Annotated in this window: 19 protein-coding genes; 6 read left to right on the top strand and 13 right to left on the bottom strand. The window is 71.8% G+C overall.

The window, feature by feature from the left end; translation table 11 throughout:
- Nucleotides 1-29: 29 nt before the first annotated feature.
- Both OHS58_RS30425 and OHS58_RS30420 read left to right on the top strand, forming a co-directional pair.
- Nucleotides 30-491, top strand: coding sequence for a hypothetical protein (locus OHS58_RS30425; protein ID WP_328644797.1), 462 nt, complete (start codon nt 30-32; stop codon nt 489-491).
- A 53-nt stretch (nt 492-544) separates the two neighbouring features.
- On the top strand, nt 545-1,702 hold the full coding sequence (locus tag OHS58_RS30420) for a cystathionine gamma-synthase (protein WP_247057719.1): 1,158 nt from the start codon (nt 545-547) through the stop codon (nt 1,700-1,702).
- Nucleotides 1,703-1,773: 71 nt separating this feature from the next.
- On the opposite strand, the gene OHS58_RS30415 is transcribed toward OHS58_RS30420, so the two are convergent.
- Complete coding sequence (locus OHS58_RS30415; RefSeq protein WP_326944375.1) at nt 1,774-2,046, bottom strand: hypothetical protein; 273 nt, start codon at nt 2,044-2,046, stop codon at nt 1,774-1,776.
- 94 nt (nt 2,047-2,140) lie between these two features.
- Here OHS58_RS30415 and ilvA point away from each other — a divergent pair, with 94 nt between their 5' ends.
- On the top strand, nt 2,141-3,343 hold the full coding sequence (gene ilvA / locus OHS58_RS30410; protein WP_247057714.1) for a threonine ammonia-lyase: 1,203 nt from the start codon (nt 2,141-2,143) through the stop codon (nt 3,341-3,343).
- Between the two features lie 13 nt (nt 3,344-3,356).
- On the opposite strand, the gene OHS58_RS30405 is transcribed toward ilvA, so the two are convergent.
- The 7 genes from OHS58_RS30405 to hppD all read right to left on the bottom strand — a co-directional run bounded on the left by OHS58_RS30405 (nt 3,357) and on the right by hppD (nt 11,344).
- Entirely contained in the window at nt 3,357-4,214 is an 858-nt protein-coding gene (locus OHS58_RS30405; RefSeq protein ID WP_326944374.1) for a ferredoxin, read from the bottom strand.
- Nucleotides 4,215-4,253: 39 nt separating this feature from the next.
- Complete coding sequence (locus tag OHS58_RS30400; protein WP_326957840.1) at nt 4,254-4,676, bottom strand: hypothetical protein; 423 nt, start codon at nt 4,674-4,676, stop codon at nt 4,254-4,256.
- Between the two features lie 52 nt (nt 4,677-4,728).
- Nucleotides 4,729-5,163 carry a hypothetical protein gene (locus OHS58_RS30395; RefSeq protein ID WP_328644796.1) on the bottom strand — a complete coding sequence of 145 codons (435 nt, stop codon included), beginning with the start codon at nt 5,161-5,163 and terminating at the stop codon, nt 4,729-4,731.
- Nucleotides 5,150-9,133 (bottom strand): hypothetical protein, encoded by a 3,984-nt coding sequence (locus OHS58_RS30390; protein ID WP_328644795.1) that lies wholly within the window; start codon nt 9,131-9,133, stop codon nt 5,150-5,152. The genes OHS58_RS30395 and OHS58_RS30390 overlap by 14 nt, the downstream gene beginning before the upstream one ends.
- Nucleotides 9,133-9,441, bottom strand: a complete 309-nt coding sequence (locus tag OHS58_RS30385; RefSeq protein ID WP_247057704.1) for a type VII secretion target — start codon at nt 9,439-9,441, stop codon at nt 9,133-9,135. The genes OHS58_RS30390 and OHS58_RS30385 overlap by 1 nt, the downstream gene beginning before the upstream one ends.
- Nucleotides 9,442-9,452: 11 nt before the next feature.
- Nucleotides 9,453-10,016: a YbaB/EbfC family nucleoid-associated protein gene (locus OHS58_RS30380; protein ID WP_328644794.1), complete on the bottom strand. Its 564-nt coding sequence runs from the start codon at nt 10,014-10,016 to the stop codon at nt 9,453-9,455.
- A gap of 125 nt (nt 10,017-10,141) precedes the next feature.
- Nucleotides 10,142-11,344: a 4-hydroxyphenylpyruvate dioxygenase gene (gene hppD, locus OHS58_RS30375; RefSeq protein ID WP_326944370.1), complete on the bottom strand. Its 1,203-nt coding sequence runs from the start codon at nt 11,342-11,344 to the stop codon at nt 10,142-10,144.
- A gap of 122 nt (nt 11,345-11,466) precedes the next feature.
- Between hppD and OHS58_RS30370 the strand changes: the two genes are divergently transcribed.
- Nucleotides 11,467-11,940 carry an Lrp/AsnC family transcriptional regulator gene (locus OHS58_RS30370; RefSeq protein WP_326944369.1) on the top strand — a complete coding sequence of 158 codons (474 nt, stop codon included), beginning with the start codon at nt 11,467-11,469 and terminating at the stop codon, nt 11,938-11,940.
- 51 nt (nt 11,941-11,991) lie between these two features.
- On the opposite strand, the gene OHS58_RS30365 is transcribed toward OHS58_RS30370, so the two are convergent.
- The 3 genes from OHS58_RS30365 to OHS58_RS30355 all read right to left on the bottom strand — a co-directional run bounded on the left by OHS58_RS30365 (nt 11,992) and on the right by OHS58_RS30355 (nt 14,049).
- Nucleotides 11,992-12,804, bottom strand: a complete 813-nt coding sequence (locus OHS58_RS30365) for an MBL fold metallo-hydrolase (protein WP_328644793.1) — start codon at nt 12,802-12,804, stop codon at nt 11,992-11,994.
- Nucleotides 12,805-12,894: 90 nt separating this feature from the next.
- On the bottom strand, nt 12,895-13,398 hold the full coding sequence (gene greA / locus OHS58_RS30360; RefSeq protein WP_247057692.1) for a transcription elongation factor GreA: 504 nt from the start codon (nt 13,396-13,398) through the stop codon (nt 12,895-12,897).
- 195 nt (nt 13,399-13,593) lie between these two features.
- Nucleotides 13,594-14,049, bottom strand: coding sequence for a DUF4307 domain-containing protein (locus OHS58_RS30355; protein ID WP_326944367.1), 456 nt, complete (start codon nt 14,047-14,049; stop codon nt 13,594-13,596).
- Nucleotides 14,050-14,211: 162 nt separating this feature from the next.
- Here OHS58_RS30355 and mca point away from each other — a divergent pair, with 162 nt between their 5' ends.
- Nucleotides 14,212-15,123: a mycothiol conjugate amidase Mca gene (mca, locus tag OHS58_RS30350; protein ID WP_326944366.1), complete on the top strand. Its 912-nt coding sequence runs from the start codon at nt 14,212-14,214 to the stop codon at nt 15,121-15,123.
- Nucleotides 15,120-15,455, top strand: coding sequence for a hypothetical protein (locus tag OHS58_RS30345; protein WP_326944365.1), 336 nt, complete (start codon nt 15,120-15,122; stop codon nt 15,453-15,455). The genes mca and OHS58_RS30345 overlap by 4 nt, the downstream gene beginning before the upstream one ends.
- 6 nt (nt 15,456-15,461) lie before the next feature.
- On the opposite strand, the gene OHS58_RS30340 is transcribed toward OHS58_RS30345, so the two are convergent.
- Complete coding sequence (locus OHS58_RS30340) at nt 15,462-15,599, bottom strand: hypothetical protein (RefSeq protein WP_328644792.1); 138 nt, start codon at nt 15,597-15,599, stop codon at nt 15,462-15,464.
- 167 nt (nt 15,600-15,766) lie between these two features.
- Nucleotides 15,767-16,471: a sensor histidine kinase gene (locus OHS58_RS30330; protein WP_328644791.1), complete on the bottom strand. Its 705-nt coding sequence runs from the start codon at nt 16,469-16,471 to the stop codon at nt 15,767-15,769.
- Nucleotides 16,472-16,499 lie beyond the last annotated feature (28 nt).

The following is a 16,499-nucleotide window of genomic DNA, read 5'->3' as shown; positions in this document are numbered from 1 at the left end:
GTCACCCGCCGTGGCCCTATCCTCGGCGCGTGATCTTCTCCGCGCTCACCTCCGCCACCGGCCGGACGGCGCGGGCCGCCGCGGCCCTCGCCGTCGTCGGCGGGCTGCTCTACCTGGCCGGCCTGCTCCTCGACGTCGTCGCGCTGGTCCGGTTCCCGGGTGACGCGCCCCGCACGGCCGTCCACGCGGCGGTCGACCTGCTCCTCACGGCGGTGCTGCTGCCCGGCGGCGTCCTGCTGATGCGCCACGACCCGCTGGGCCGCCTCGGCTGCATCGCGGGCAGCGCGACGGCGATCGTCGCGACGCTGACGTCGCTGCTGCTGGCGGCGACCGGGCTGGCGTACGTCGACCTCGGCGGCCCCGGTGACCTGGCGGCCGGCGGGGTGCTGGCGCTGGTCCTGGTGCTGCCCCCGGCCGTCGCGACGCTGGCCCTTTCGGCGGCGGCGCCGACCGCCCGCTGGTGCGGCCTCCCGGTCACTGGACGTGAGTGACGAGAGCCATCCCACCTGCCGGGAATGTACGGCCCGGGCCGTATGCTGAAGGGATGGTGGACGACTACTCCGAACTGGGCTTCGAGACCCGCGCGATCCACGCCGGTCAGAAGCCCGACCCCCGCACCGGCGCGGTGATCGTGCCCATCTACCAGACTTCGACCTACGCGCAGGACGGCGTCGGCGGCACTCGCGAGGGCGATTACGAGTACTCGCGCACCGCGAACCCGACCCGCAGCGCGCTGGAAGAGGCCCTCGCCTCGCTGGAGGGCGGCCGGCACGCCCTCGCCTTCGCGTCCGGCATGGCCGCGTCCGACGTGGTGCTGCGCAGCACGCTGCGCCCCGGCGACCACCTCGTGCTCGGGAACGACGCCTACGGCGGCACGTTCCGCCTGATCGACAAGGTGCTCAGCCTCTGGGGCGTCGAGCACACCGTCGCGGACCTCGGCAACCTCGACGAGGTGCGCGCCGCGATCCGGCCCGAGACCAAGCTGATCTGGTGCGAGTCGCCGACCAACCCGCTGCTCGGCATCGCCGACATCGCCGCGCTGGCCGGGGTCGCGCACGACGCCGGCGCCCGCCTGGTCGTCGACAACACCTTCGCGACGCCGTACCTGCAGAACCCGCTCTCGCTCGGCGCGGACATCGTGCTGCACTCGACCACCAAGTACCTCGGCGGTCACTCCGACGTCGTCGGCGGCGCGATCGTCACCAACGAGGACGAGCTGCGCGAGCAGTTCTTCTACCTGCGCAACGCCGCCGGCGCGGTCCCCGGGCCGTTCGACGCGTGGCTGACCCTGCGCGGCATCAAGACCCTGGCCCTGCGGATGGAGCGGCACAGCGACAACGCCGAGCTGGTCGTGCAGGCACTGTTGAAGCACCCGAAGGTCGCGAAGGTCTACTACCCGGGCCTGCCGGAGCACCCCGGCCACGAGATCGCGGCGAAGCAGATGCGCCGCTTCGGCGGCATGGTCTCGTTCAGCCACGTCGACGGCGAGCAGGCGGCGCTGGACGTCGCCGCGCGCACGAAGCTCTTCATCCTTGCGGAGTCCCTCGGCGGCATCGAGTCGCTGATCGAGCACCCGGGCAAGATGACGCACGCGAGCACCGCGGGCTCGACGCTGCAGGTGCCGGCGGACCTGCTGCGCCTCTCGGTCGGCATCGAAGACGGCACCGACCTGGTCGCCGACCTGCTGACCGCGCTCGGCTGACGTCCCGAACACAGCGAAACGGCCCCGGAACCGACTGGTTCCGGGGCCGTTCTGCGAAAGCTTCGCGCAGGTCAGGGGTTGTAGTTGCCGTGCACCACGGTGCCGGACTTCGGGGTGCCCGCGGCGGGCAGGTCCGCGCCGTCGACGCAGCCGCCGACCAGCTCGACGTGGCTGTCGTGGCGGATGTACTGGGCCGGCGACGCGCACGAAGCGCTGTCCACCGTGATGTAGGCGGCTCCGGTGAGGGCGGCGGCCGACGCCAGCCCGATCACGAGCGGGACCAGCCCGGCGGAGCGGGTGGCGCGCGCCCGTTGAGCGGCGTTCGCGGGTTTCCCCCGTGCCATGGTTGCTCCCTGTTTACCGCAAGTTGACACGCCAAGGGTACCCGGCTCCCGGTCCGATCAACCTGTGGATCTCCTGAGTGGCATCATCCGGCTCATGGAACTCGTCACCATCGAGCGGATCCAGGCCGCCCGCGAACTCCTCAAAGGAGTGACCCGGGTGACGCCGATGGAGCACGCGCGCGACCTGCGCCGGCTCCACGGCGGTCCGGTGCACCTGAAGTGCGAAAACCTGCAGCGCACGGGCTCGTTCAAGATCCGCGGCGCCTACACCCGCATCCACGGCCTCACCGACGAGGAGCGCGCGCGGGGCGTCGTCGCGGCCAGTGCCGGCAACCACGCGCAGGGCGTCGCGCTCGCGTCGTCGCTGCTCGGCGCCCGGTCGACGGTCTTCATGCCGTTGCGGGCGCCGCTGCCCAAGCTGGCCGCCACACGCGGTTACGGTGCCGAGGTCCACCTGCACGGCGCGCTGCTCGAAGAGACCCTCGCCGCCGCGATCGAGTTCGGCGAGCGGACCGGCGCGGTGTTCATCCACCCCTTCGACCACCAGGACGTCATCGCCGGCCAGGGCACGGTCGGGCTCGAGATCCTCGAGCAGGTGCCCGGGGTCAAGACGATCCTCGTCGCCACCGGCGGCGGCGGGCTGGTCGGCGGGGTCGCCTCCGCCGTCAAAGCGGTGCGGCCGGACGTCAAGGTCATCGGCGTCCAGGCCGAGGAGGCCGCCGCGTACCCGCCGTCGCTGGTCGCGGGCGCGCCCGTCCGGCTGAGCCAGACGTCGACCATGGCCGACGGCATCGCGGTCGGCGAGCCGGGCCCGGTCAGTTTCGCCCACGTCGCGTCGCTGGTCGACGACGTCGTGACGGTGTCGGAGCAGTCGCTCTCGCGGGCGGTGCTGCTCTGCCTGGAACGGCGCAAGCTGGTCGTCGAGCCCGCCGGCGCGGCCACCGTCGCCGCGCTGCTGCAGCACCCCGGGGCGTTCGAGCCGCCGGTCGTGGCGATCCTCTCCGGCGGCAACGTCGACCCCGTGCTGCTCCTGCAGATCATCCAGCACGGCATGACCGCCGGCGGCCGCTACCTGCGGCTGCACCTGCGGGTCCCGGACCGGCCGGGGTCGCTCGTGGGCGTGCTGTCGTGCGTCAGCGGGCAGGGCGCGAACGTGCTCGACGTCGAGCACTCCCGGATCTCCGGCAGCCTCGACCTCGGCGAGGCCGACGTCGCCCTGGCGCTGGAGACCCGCGGTCCCGAGCACTGCAAGGAGATCGAGATCGCGCTGACGAACGCCGGTTACACGGTCGTCTAAGGCTTTCTGGGTGTCACAGCCGTTCGCCGGTGATCGCCGCCAGCGCCAGGACCGTGGCCTCGGCGGAGACCTCCGACGGCGCGGCGAACCGCCGGGCCCGGATGTGGGCGACCAGGTCCGGATCCGGCGGCACCCCGTGCTCACGCAGGTAGTACCCGACGGCGCCGGGCCAGGCCCACGCCCCGTCGGTGCGGAAGTTCATCGGCACGGCGTCGGTCCGCTCCGGCGCGAACACGTCGGCGCCGTTGCTGCGGGACGCCAGGATGACCGGCGCCGCCTCCAGGTAGGCCAGCAACCGCTCGATCTCGGCCGGGACGAGGGCCGGCCGCCGGATGACCGGCCGGCCCGACGCGTCGAGACCGTCGTGGACGCGGGGCGTGCGCACCTTCTCGTCCGGGCCGAGCGGCGCCTGCGGGACCGGGGTCGACGTCGGCAGGCCGGCCCGCTCCCGCAGCCAGCCGGGGATCTGCTCGTCGGCGCGCGGGAAGAACCGCAGCTCGTCCTGGAAACCGATGGGCGGGGGCTGGTGCCGGAACGGCGGTTCGAGGTCGGGCCGCCCGAAGTCGGCGTCGGCCGGCCCGCCGGGGTCGAACACGAGGACCGCGCCGAGCCAGGTGCCGAGCCCGGGCTGGTACATGCCCGCCCGCAGGACGCCGAGCAGCCGCACGGCCTCCGGGTGCGGCGGCAGCGTCCGGGGGAGCCCGTCCGGGGCGGTCACCAGCAGGTCGGCCTCGATGTGCCGCCCGGCGGCGCGGTACTCGACCCGCAACTGCCGCCAGCCCGGTGGCACCTGCCCCGTCAGCACCGCGCCGATCTGCCGGACGAGCTCATGCTGCTGCTCCGGCCGCAACGGTCCTCGTGGCTGGCTCACGGTTCATCCCCCTCCGGGTTCACTGACGAGCGGCCGCGGTCACGAACCGAGCTTCGCCCGGAACCACGGCGGGGTGTTTTCGGGGGTGCGCGGGTAGCGCTCCTGGTCCAGCGCGTACTGCTCGGGCGCCGGCGGGTTCCGGAACGGCGGCTCGTCGTCCCGGTTGAACCGCGCCTGGAACCGGTCGGGCCGGTCGATCACCATGTCCATCGAGTACCACGTGCCGATGCCGTCGGCGTACATCCCCCGGCGCAGTTTCGCCAGCGGCTTCGACACTTCCCGCGGCACGGGCACCGGCTGCCGGGCGCCGTTGTCCAGCGCCGCGCCGAGCCCGACGTCGACGTGCTTGCCGACGGCCATGAAGTCGAACACCAGCCGCTGCCAGTTCGGCGGGGCCGCCGCGATGAGCGACTCGGCGATCTCGCCGAGCAGCTCGTTCTGCTCGATGGGGGTCAGCGTCATGCTGTCCGGTCCTCCGTTTTCGTTCACCGGTGGGGGATTCGTCGTGGTGACCCTAGTCTTCCGGCACCGCCACGGCCGCCGCGTCGGCCAGCAGCGCGCGCAGCCAGTCCGGGATCCGCTCGTCCGCACGGGGAAAAGCGGCGACGTCGCGGGCGAACGCCACCGGCGGCAGCTCCGGGAACCACCGCGGGTCCTGGTCGTAGTTGAACGACGCCTCGGGCTCTTCGCCCGCGCGCAGCCGGAAGCTCGCGGAGAACCAGGTGCCCCGGCCCGGCTGGTACATCACCTCGCGCAGCGCGGCGATCAGGTTCGTCACCGCGGGCGGCGCGACCTCCGGCGAGCTGCCGTCGGCCATGGCGACCGTCAGTTCGGTCTGGTACGCCACGACCGTCGCCCACACCCGGAACGTGACGCGCCGCCAGTTCGGCGGCAGCGCCTGCCCGACCGCGTCGAAGATCGCCGGGACCAGCTCATCAGGGCTCGCCATAACGCCTCACCGTCGCGTTGGGGTCGATGTTCTCCGGCACGTTGACGAACACCCGCTCGTACACCCGGGAAACGCGCTCGCCCGTCTCCGGGTCGACCTCGGTGACCCGCCACCGCATGACGTCCTCTTCGGACAGTCCGTCGGCCCGCCGCGGCGTGCTCACCTGCAGCAGCTCGACCTCGCGGTCGGGCGGGTTGTGGTACGAGGCGAGCTGTTCCTCTTGGCGCCGCCAGGTTTCCGGCGGATCCCAGCCGTCGCGGGCGTGCCCGCTGTTGGACGCGGCCATCTGCCCGTGCATGTTGCCGTACCCCGGGGGGCCACCGCCCTCGGTGGAGACGAGGTGACCGCCCGCCCACCGGACTTCGCCGTGGTCGGGGTCGCCGCGGTAGGCGTTCTGGCCTTCGTGGCCCGCGCGGCCCTGCCCGGTGAACCGGCCGCCGGCGTCGCGGTAGTCCTCGTTCGACTCGCGGTACTCGGGCTGCCCCGTCGCGGCGTCCGTCTGGCCACGGGCATCCGTGTGGTAGTCCAGTTTCTTCGCCGGGTCGTTGAAGTTGTCGACGCGGTACTGGCAGTCGGGCAGCAGCGGGTAGTTGAAGTCCGGGTTCGCGGGCAGCTTGACGCCGTCGGCCGTCCGGCCGCCACCGGGCGTGCACTCGACCCACTTGACCTTGCCCTCGGAGTCGGTGAAGAACCGCGTCTCCGACGCGATCTCCCCGGTCTTGGTCTTGTTGACCACCCGGTATTCGGTGTCGGGCTTGAGCTCGACGTCGCCGAGCACCCGGGGCTGGGTCGGCACCGGTGTCGAGAAGTCGCCCGGCGTGGTGCGGTCCCGCGGGCGCGGGCCGGACTCGATCGTCTGCGGCGAGTCGGGCGGCCGGTGGTACGGGTTGGCCGGCGAGTCGTGCGGGTGCTCGTGCCCGGGGCGGTCGAAGTCGACGAGCCGTTCGTCGTACCTCGGGTCCGCGGGCGAGATTTCGTGCTCGCCCCAGCCGTCGAGGTCGAACTCGTCGTCGTCTTCGTCCGCGTGGGAGGGCGAGCCGTCCTCATCGCCTTCGCCGCGGTGCCGGGCACTCTCGGCGTCGACGTCGTGCGGGTCACCGTGGTGACTGTCCGGCGCGAAGCCGTCGTCGCCGGCGCGGTGGGCGGTGCCGTCCGGGTGGTGGGTGTTCCACTCGCCGTCCGGCGGGATGCGCGGGCGCATCTTCCCGTCCGGGCCGATCTCGTAGTCGGACGAGAAGACCCGGCCGTGCGCGTCGGTCCACGCCGGCTTCGTCGGGGCCATCACTTCGGTGTCGAGCTCACGCGAAAGCCGGTGCGCGAAGTCGTTGGAACTCGCGTCGCACCCGATCAGCCGGACGGGCCGCCCGTCGTAGTCACCGTTGCGGCGCAAGACATCCGCGAACTCCTCCGGCGTGTAGAGCCGGTCGCCGATGCGGGCGTGCCCGTCCGGCGTGACGTGCACGTCGACGGTGTAGCGGCCATCGGGATCGGGCTGCACGCGGTGCGGCAGATCGCCCATGTCGGGGTCACCGGCGTGGTAGGAGCTACCGGACGGCGTGCTCTCGGCGTGCCGCGCGTTGACCTCGTCCGGGCTGAGCGGCTCGCCGTGGTGGGGCGGGCCACCGTCCGTGTCGTGGCGGCCGCTGCCGTTTTCGTGCGGCCCGTTTTCGTGTGGGCCGTGGCCTTCGGGACTGTGCGGACCGCCGGGTCCAGTGTGCCCGGGTCCGCCCGGCCGGATGCCGGGAGCGTGCCCACCGGGGCGGGTGTCGGGCCCGTGGGTGCCGGGCCCGAAGCCTCGGGCGGCCGGCGCAGGCGCATCCGGAGTGCGCGGACGCGGGGCGTCACCAGGCCGCCCCTCGGGGAGATCGCGGTCGGGACGCGGTCGGCCTTCGGGAATGTCAGTGCGCGGGCGGCCTTCAGGAAGGTCGGTGCGCGGCCGTCCATCGGGAAGACCGGTGCGTGGACGGCCGTCGGGAAGGTCGCCGCCGGTGCGGGGCCGCCCGGGCGCGTCGACGTGCGGCGAGCGCGCCCCGGGGCTGCCCGGGGTACCGGTCCAGCCGGCACCGCCGCCGGTGCGCGGGGAACCACCGCCGGGACCACCGCCACCGCCGGGCCCGCCACCGGGCGGCATGCCCCCACCCATCGGTGCGCCACCCTGCGGCGGAACACCGGAGACGGCACCGTCCCCACCGCGCGGCGACGGGAACTGACCCCCCGGATCACCGGCGCGCGAGGGCGCGGGAGCGGTACCACTGGCGGAGGTGGTGCCATCGCCCCGCAGCGGCGCGGCACTGCTAGGACTGTCCCCACCGACGTGCGAGCCGGACCCATCAGCCCGCCCAGCGGGCGACGAGTGCGAAGGGTTCCCCGAGCCGGAGTGACCGGGCGCCCCGGAGTGCGTCGGTGCGGGGCCACTGTCGGCAGCCCGCACGGAGGGGCTGGAATCGCCCGCGTGCGCGGGCGAACTATCGCCAGCGCGTGCCGAGGGGCTGGAATTTCCGGCGTGGGAGGGCGAGTTGTCGCCCGCATGCATGGAGGGGCTGCTGTCGGTGGCTCGTGCGGAGGGGCTGGAGTCGCCCGCGTGCGAGGGCGAGCTGTCACCCGCCCGGGTCGGCGAAGGACTGTTGTCCGCGGCCCGCGCGGAAGGGCTGCTGTCCGCGGCCCGCGCCGACGGGCTGGAGTCGCCCGCATGCGAAGGCGAGCTGTCCCCTGTGTGGGAAGGCGGACCGTCCCCAGTGTGCGAAGGCGAGCTGTCGCCCGTGCGGGTCGACGGGCCGGTGTTCCCCGCCTGTGAGGGAGAGTCACCGCGAGCCGTCGATGGGCTCGAGTCTCCGGTCGGCGAGCCTCCGTCGCTAGCCGATGTGTCGCCGTCGGGTGCGTGGGAGCCGGGCTCCTCGCGGCTCGGGCTCCGGCGGGAGGCCGCGTCCGGCGAGGAGTCCGTGTTCATCGGGTCCGCACTCGGCGAGTCCGAATTCCCATGGCCGGCACCGGAATCGGCCGAGGAATCGCCGGACCCGTCGCCGCCCGAGGAATCGCCCGAAGAACCGTCAGAGCCGTCCGGCGAGTCCTCCGCGCCGCCGTGGGCTCTCGCGTGGACTCCTCCCTCGCCCTTGGGGACCTTGTGGACGAAGCCGCCCTCCTTGATCTTCAGTCCGTCCAGGCCACTGACCTTGCCCAGTACCTTGCCGAAGACCTTGGCGATCTTCTCGAAGATGTCGACGAGCTTCGACAGCAGCGGCGACACCTTGCGGATCGTGTCGGTCAGCTTCTTGAGCAGGTCGCCGATCTTCTTGCCCCACTTGGCGATCGCGGCCGACGCCTGTGCGACGACGACCGGTGTGCCGAAGCCCAGCGAGAAGACTTCCTCCATCACCCACGCGATGAGCTTGCCGACCAGGTCCGCGATCAGCTGGCGCACGGTCTCCCGGACGAACGAGACGACCTGGCCCATGATCATGGTGACCGTGCTGATCGCGCCGGCGACCGTTGCCGCGCCGGACAGGGCGTCGCTGTGCTCGGTGGCGAACTTGCGGTAGGCGTCGGCGCCCGCGCCCTGCCACCCCGCGGTGCCCGTCTTGACCGCGTTGTCGAAGTCGGTCTTCCGCTCGCCCAGCGCCTTCGAGACGTTGCCCCAGGTGTCCGCGTACGACTGGATGACCGGCGGGTTGCCCGCGAGCGAGTCCAGCATGTCCTTCAACGGCTGGATGTGCTCCATCAGGAACGACGCCACCGACGACATCAGGTACCCGAACGGGTCGACGGCCGCGCCCGCGATCTCGCCGGCCAGGCTCAGCACGCCCAGGCCGCCGGAAACCCAGTCGCCGTCCTTGATCCCGTTGAACGCGTCCATCGACGACTCGGCGATGCCGATGCCGCCGGCCCAGCCGTAGTCGCCGTTGCCGGCGGTCAGCGCGCCCGGCCCGTCGGGGTCCTGCTTGGCGTCCGCGACGAGCGGGTTGCCCTCGGGCATCAGGCACCGTCCGTGGACTTGGTCAGATCGTCGGCGACCCCGGCTTCGTAGGTGTGGTACGCCGCCGCGGCTTCGCGCACCTTGCCGGAGACGGCGGTCATCGCCTGCACGGCGTCCTTGAGCGCGTCGATCCCGTACTGCTCCACCGGGTCGAGCAGCATCCGGAACGGCTGGCAGAGGATGCCGTAGGCGTCGGTCGGCATGCTGACCTGGTTCGCCGCGTCGACGGCCTGCTGCAGCCCGTCACCGATGGCGTCCAGCTGCTTGGCGTGCGCGGTGAGGTCGGTGCTGAGTTCCACGTCTGACACGGTTTTCCCCCTCAGGAAAGGATCGGGCCGCCGAAGTCGTCGTCATCTTCGTTGTCGGCCGGACGACGACGCCGGGGCTGCGGCGGCTGCGGTGCCGGCGGCTGCGGTGGTGCCGGCGGAGTGCGCGGCGGCTGCTCTTCGTTGTCGTCGGGCAGGAACCGGCGGACGCGGTCGGGTTCCGGGAACGCGGGTTCGGGCTCCGGCGGCGGCTGCGGGAACGTGCTCTGCGCCTCGCGGACGATCTCCACGGCGGCCTGGTCACCCGTGCCGGTGGTCTCGGTCATGGCCTGCTGCAGCAGCTCCGGGATCCGCGCCTGCGCGCGCTGCACCAGCTGCATCACCTGCGCCGAGACCTCGGCCATCCGCTTGGCGCCGGCGGCGGACTCCGCGATGACGAGGTTCTTCAGCAGGCCGCGCGAATCGACCGTCACCGTGACGAGGCCGTCCTTCGACCGCTCGGTGATCGTCTGGCCCTGCATGCGATCGGCCAGCGCCTGGTACCGCGCGGCGTTGTCCTCGAGCCGCTTGGTCCAGTTGTCGATCATCTCGTCGCTCGCGTCGACGCTGTCCGGCATCCCGGCCCTCCCTGTCGCCGTCTCCACACTGACGGATCGGAGCCGCTCGCGGTTCCGTGAACACACCAAAGGCCACCATAGGGGACCCGGAGGTGCCCGATGGTGGCCTTTGGTCGTATCGCGGCTCAGAGGTTGCCGCGGCGGTCCTGTTCACGCTCGATGGCTTCGAACAGGGCCTTGAAGTTGCCCTTGCCGAAGCCGAGCGAACCGTGGCGCTCGATGAGCTCGTAGAACACGGTCGGCCGGTCGCCGATCGGCTTGGTGAAGATCTGCAGCAGGTAGCCGTCCTCGTCGCGGTCGACGAGGATGCTGTGCTCCTTGAGCGTCTCGATCGACACGCGGACGTTGCCGATCCGGGCGCGCAGCTCCGGGTCCTCGTAGTACGACGCCGGGGTGTCCAGGAACTCGACGCCGGCGGCGCGCATCGCGGTGACCGTGGCGATGATGTCGTTGGTGGCCAGCGCGATGTGCTGGCAGCCCGCGCCGCCGTAGAACTCGAGGTACTCGTCGATCTGCGACTTCTTCTTCGCCACGGCGGGCTCGTTCAGCGGGAACTTCACCCGGTGGTTGCCGTTCGAGACGACCTTGCTCATCAGGGCCGAGTACTCGGTCGCGATGTCGTCGCCGACGAACTCCGCCATGTTCACGAAGCCCATGACGCGGTGGTACCAGTCGACCCAGTAGTCCATCTTGCCGAGCTCGACGTTGCCGACGCAGTGGTCGACGGCCTGGAACAGCCGCTTCGGCGCGCCTTCGGGCCGCTTGACGGTGCTCTCGCGCGGCTCGTAGCCGGGCAGGTAGATGCCGGTGTAGCGCGACCGGTCGACCAGCGAGTGGCGGGTTTCGCCGTAGGTCGCGATCGCGGCGACGCGCACGGTGCCGTGCTCGTCGGAGACGTCGTGCGGCTCCTCGAGCACGGTCGCGCCCTGCGCGCGGGCGTGCTCGATGCACTTGTCGACGTCGGTGGTCTCCAGCGCCAGGTCGATGACGCCGTCGCCGTGCTTGCGGTGGTGCTCGAGCAGCGCCGAGTCCGGCCGCACGCCACCGGTGATGACGAACCGGGCCGAGCCGGACTTGAGCACGTAGGACTTGCGCTCGAAGTTCCCCGTCTCGGGGCCGGAGTAGGCGACGAGCTGCATCCCGAACGCGATCTGGTAGTACCAGGCGGTCTGGGTCGCGTTGCCGGCGATGAACACGACCGCGTCCATGGCCTTGACCGGGAACGGGTCTGTCGAGGCGTCGTGGTCGACGAGGCCGACGAGCTGACGCAGCTGGTCGTAGCTGACGTCGTCGAGGGCACCCTGGTGGGGTTCGGCAGTCTGGGTCATACCTCGAAGGATCCGCCTGGTGAGGCAAGATGTGCAATGGTCTCAGTTTTTGCTGGACAATATGATCGGTGTCTGCGGGACATCGGCTGTCATCATGGACAACTTGTGCAGGGAAGAGGGCAATGTCGGAGAACCTCGACGCATTGGACGCGCGGCTGCTGCTGTTGCTCACGGACACCCCGCGGCTGGGGGTGCTGGAGTGCGCCCGCCGCCTCGGGGTGGCCCGCGGCACGGTCCAGGCGCGCCTCGACCGCCTGGCCGAGCGCGGCATCCTCGGCGGGTTCCCGCCGGAGCTCGACCTGGCGGCGATGGGCTACGGCCTCACGGCGTTCGCGGTGATCGAGATAGCGCAGGGCCGCCGCGCGGAGGTGGCGCAGGCCCTCGCGGCGATCGACGAGGTCTGCGAAGTCCACGCGACGACGGGCCAGGGCGACTTGTTCGTCCGCATGGTGGCGCGGGGCAACGACGACCTGCAGCGGGTGATCGACGAGGTGGTCGGCGTCCCGGACGTCCAGCGGACGTCGACGTCGATCGCGCTGTCGACGCCGGTCCCGCCGCGCGTCCGCCCCCTGCTGGAACGCACCGCCCGGTCGTGAGTGGTTAGGGCGGTTCTAACCGCCCTAACCACTCACGACCCGGGACGAGCGTCAGCCTTCGTCGATGATCTGGGTCAGGTAACGCTTCGCCGAGCGCTGCACGACCTCGAAGCCGTCGGTGCGCACGATCGCGTCCCACCACGCGCCGTAGATCGCCTCGAACCGGTAGCCCGCCAGCAGTTCCGCCGCGCGGCGGACGATGTGCGGGCGCTCCGGGACGAGGTTCGGGTAGCTGTACATGAAGCCGACGTGCGTGCGGTCGGGGATCACCTGCACGATGTCGCCCGACAGCAACGCGCCGCGGCCCGCTTCGCCCGCCGGCCAGTGCAGGACCGTGCCGCCGTCGAAGTGGACGCCCAGGTTGATCAGCCGCAGGTCGGGAGCGACGTCCAGGGTCGTGCCGGACCACAGCTCCACCGACGGATCGGGCCGGCCGATCCACTGCTGATCGCCTTCGTGGAGGTAGATCGGCGCGTCGAATGCGTGCGCCCACTCGACCATCGTCGTGTAGTAGTGCGGGTGGCTGATCGCGATGCCGGTGATGCCGCCGAGGGCGCGGACCCGCTCGACGAGCGCGTCGTCGAGGTACGCCGCGCAGTCCCAGAGGAAGTTGCCGGACTCCGCCTGCACCAGCAGGGCGCGTTCGCCGATCGCGAACCCGGGGTTCGAGCCGACGCCGACGATGCCGGGGCCCTGTTCCTCGACGCGCGGAGTGTAAGTACCGCTCGCGCGGAGTGCGGCCAGGTTCGTCCACTGCTGCCCGGCCGCCGGGACGTACTGGCGTTCGTCCTCGCAGACCGGGCAGTTGTCCCGGGCCTCGGCGTACTGCATGCCGCAGGCCTGGCAGATCGGTTCCGTGCTCACTGACGTCCTCCCGGAATGTGGCTCCTGGGAGGACACGCTAGCTGCGGGGACGCGCGCCCGGCGACGGATGAACCGGGCGCGCCCGGACCGCTACTTGCCGTCGCTGTAGGGAACGGCCTTGACGAGGGTCACCTTCTGGGACTTGCCGTTCGGCAGTTCGTACTCGCGCGACTCGCCCTCCTTGGCGCCGAGCAGGGCCTTGCCCAGCGGCGACTCGGGGGAGTAGACGTCGAGGCCGCCCTCGGCGCCCTCTTCGCGGGTGGCGAGCAGGAACTTCTCCTCGTCGTCGTCACCGTCGTACCGGACGGTCAGCACCTTGCCCGGGCCGGCGGTGCCGTCGTTGGCCGGCGCCTCGCCGACCTTGGCCCCGCGCAGCAGCTCCTGCAGGTGCCGGATGCGTGCCTCGGCCTGGCCCTGTTCCTCACGGGCGGCGTGGTAGCCGCCGTTCTCCTTGAGGTCGCCCTCTTCGCGGCTGTCGTTGATGCGCGCGGCGATAACCGGCCGATTCTCGATCATCTCGTCGAGCTCGGTCTTGAGCCGGTCGTAGGCATCCTGGGTCAGCCAGGTCACCTTGGTGTCGCTCACGGTCACCATCTCCTCGTCGGGCCTGCCAGGCTTGCGTGTTCAAGCCGGCCCACACGGGCCTAGGTGCCCGCGTGGCTGAGATAAAGGAAAAACACGGCCCGTCGTGGGCCGTGCTGAGGGGTCAGACTATCACGGCAGGACAGGGCCAAGCCCCTTATTTCCGCGCGTCGTGGGCGTTGAGCGCGCGGTTCACCCCGTTGGCCGCTATGGGGTTGACAGGTACCGTGGTATGTCGTACGAGCAGCCGTACACGTCGGCGGTCACCGGAGCCCCGATGCTCTTGATCGTGGTGGTGATGGTGCTGTACTTCGCGCCGGCGGGGATCAGGAGCTCTTTGCGGCCGCTCTCGGCGCCGGTCTTGTCGCGGACGCGGACGACGCACACGCCCGGCCGGTTGTTGTCGTCGCGGGTCACGTTGAGGGTGATTTCCATCGCGTTGCCCGGTTTGCCGCTGAAGGCGACGCGCTCGGCGTCGATCGGCGCGGACCCGAGGTTGACGTAGGCGACGTACGCGACCACCCCGCTGACGACCAGGGCGATGGCCAGGAACAACCAGCGCCGCCAGCGCCGGGAGGTGGGTGCGCGGTCGGTGCCGTAGCGGCCTTCGGGGAGCGCCGACGCGCTGCTCCCGACGACCGTTTCCGCCGGTCCGCCTGCCAACCCGGGGCCTCCTGCTCGAACTCGTCGTACCCCTGGGGACAATGGGTGTCGTCCGGCACGGGTACCGCCTACGGGATCGAGTATCCGCTGGCCGGGTGGGCGGCCCGCAGGTGGGTCCCGGTGCGGATGCGGAATAAGGGTGGAAAGGGAGTCGTTCGGAGCATGGTGGAAGCTGACGAGCTGAGGAACACCGCCGGGCCGCGCCTGCGCATGATGGCCGTGCACGCGCACCCGGACGACGAGTCCAGCAAGGGCGCCGCCAGCATGGCGCGCTACGCCGCCGAGGGCCACGAGGTGCTGGTCGTCACGTGCACCGGGGGTGAAGCGGGGAGCATCCTGAACCCCGCGATGGACCGTCCCGAGGTGCTGGCGAACATGAGCGAGGTCCGCCGGGAGGAGATGGCCCGCGCGGCCAAGATCCTCGGTGTGAGCCAGCGCTGGCTGGGCTTCGTCGACTCCGGCCTGCCGGAGGGCGACCCGCTGCCGCCGGTGCCCGAGGGCTCGTTCGCGGTGGTGCCGCTGGAGGAGTCCACCGAGGCGCTGGTGCGCGTGATCCGGGAGTTCCGCCCGCACGTCATCACCACCTACGACGAGAACGGCGGCTACCCGCACCCCGACCACATCCGCACCCACGAGGTGTCGATGGCGGCGTGGGACGCGGCGGCCGACCCGGACCGCTTCCCCGACGCCGGCGAGCCGTGGCAGCCGCTGAAGCTGTACTACATGCACGGGTTCTCGAAGGCCCGGATGGTCGCCTTCGACGCCGCCTTGAAGGAGGCCGGGCTCGAGTCGCCGTACACCGAGTGGCTGGCGAAGTGGGACCCCGACCGGGCCGATGTGATGGAGCGGGTGACGACCCGCGTCGAGTGCGGTGAATACTTCGAGGCGCGGGACGAGGCGCTGAAGGCGCACGCCACGCAGATCGACCCGAACAGCCGCTGGTTCTTCGTCCCCTTGGAGATCCAGCGGGCGATCTGGCCGACCGAAGAGTACGAGCTGGTCAAGTCGCAGGTGGACAGCACGTTGCCGGAGGATGACCTGTTCGCCGGCATCAAGGAGAAGGTGAACACATGAGTCTGACGCTGCCGGCCGTCGTGGCGCTTCCGGTGACCGCGTCGGCAGTGGTGCTGGCGCAGCAACCCGGCAACGGCGACAACGGCGGGCAGGGGGAGGACTTCGGCAAGTCTTCTCCGGTCGGCTTCCTGGTGCTGATCCTGTTCCTCATCGCGGTGGCGTTCCTGGTCCGCTCGATGACGAAGCACCTCAAGCGCGTCCCGGCCAGCTTCGACGAACCGGCCGAGACGGCCGAGCCGGCTCCGGCCGCGGGCGAGCCCGCCAAGTCCGAGGCCGAGCCGGTCGTGGAGCAGAAGGCGGCCGGGGACACCTCGCCCGCCAAGGCCGACTGACCCGCGTCAGCACCGCCCCGCGTCGTGCGTCAGCAGGGCGATCCGGGTGCGGCCGTCGGCGACCTCCTGCTCCCGCGGGCTCAGCGCGGACAGCGCCCGCGTGGCCCGCTCGTAGGTGCCGGCCTCGGTCGCCGCGCGGTCCATCAGCCGCCGCGTCCTTCAGCAGGAACCCGCTCGCCCCGGCGCGCAGGGTCAGCAGCACGTTCTCGTCCGTGTCGAACGTCGTCAGCACGATCACTTCCGGCGGGTTCGGCCGCGCATCAGCGTCAGCCCGGCGCGGACGAGGTCGTCGTCCACCAGCAGCAACCGGGTCATCGCGGCCACGGCAGCCAGGCCCGCAGCCGGAACTCGCCGCCGGTCCGCTGGTGGTCGAGCTGCCCGCCGGCCAGCCGGACGCGCTCGGTGAGGCCGACGAGCCCGTGCCCGGCCACCCGCTGGGGATCCCCGGCCGGGCCGAGCGGGTTGGTGACGTCGATCTCCAGCCGGGCCCCGGCCTCCCCGCCCAGCGCGATCCGCACCGGCTGGCCCGGCGCGTGCTTGCGGGCGTTCGTCAGTGCTTCCTGGACGACGCGGTAGGCCGTGCGCCTCGCCATCCCCGGCACCCCGCCGACCTCGCCGGTCACCTGCACCGCCGTGCCGACCGCGCGGGACTCCTCGACGAGCCCCGGCGGGCCGTCGGTCGGCCGCCACAGGCCGCGCAGGGCGTGGGCCGCGACACCGGCCACGGCGACGGCGACCGCGTGGCTCCACGGCCGTGACCGCGCGACCTGCAGCACGCCGAGCACAGCGGGCGGCGTCGCGAGCGGCGACAGGACGGCCAGCACCGCCAGCGCGAGCGTGCTCCGCACCGGTCGGCGGAACACCAGCGGCACGAGCGCGCAGCCGAGCAGCCCGGCGAGGACGTCGTAGGCCCGCAGGTCACCGGACGCGTACTGCCCCCACGCCGTCGCGGCCGCACCGACGACCGCCGCGGCCGTCAGCGGGCCAGGGCGGACGCAGGTCGCCGAGCCGGTCATCACCCCGAGCGTACGACCGGAGGGAGGG

This window comes from Amycolatopsis sp. NBC_00348, assembly GCF_036114655.1.
In the GTDB taxonomy this organism is placed as follows: Bacteria; Actinomycetota; Actinomycetes; order Mycobacteriales; family Pseudonocardiaceae; genus Amycolatopsis.
This window is presented reverse-complemented; position numbering and strand designations above follow the sequence as displayed.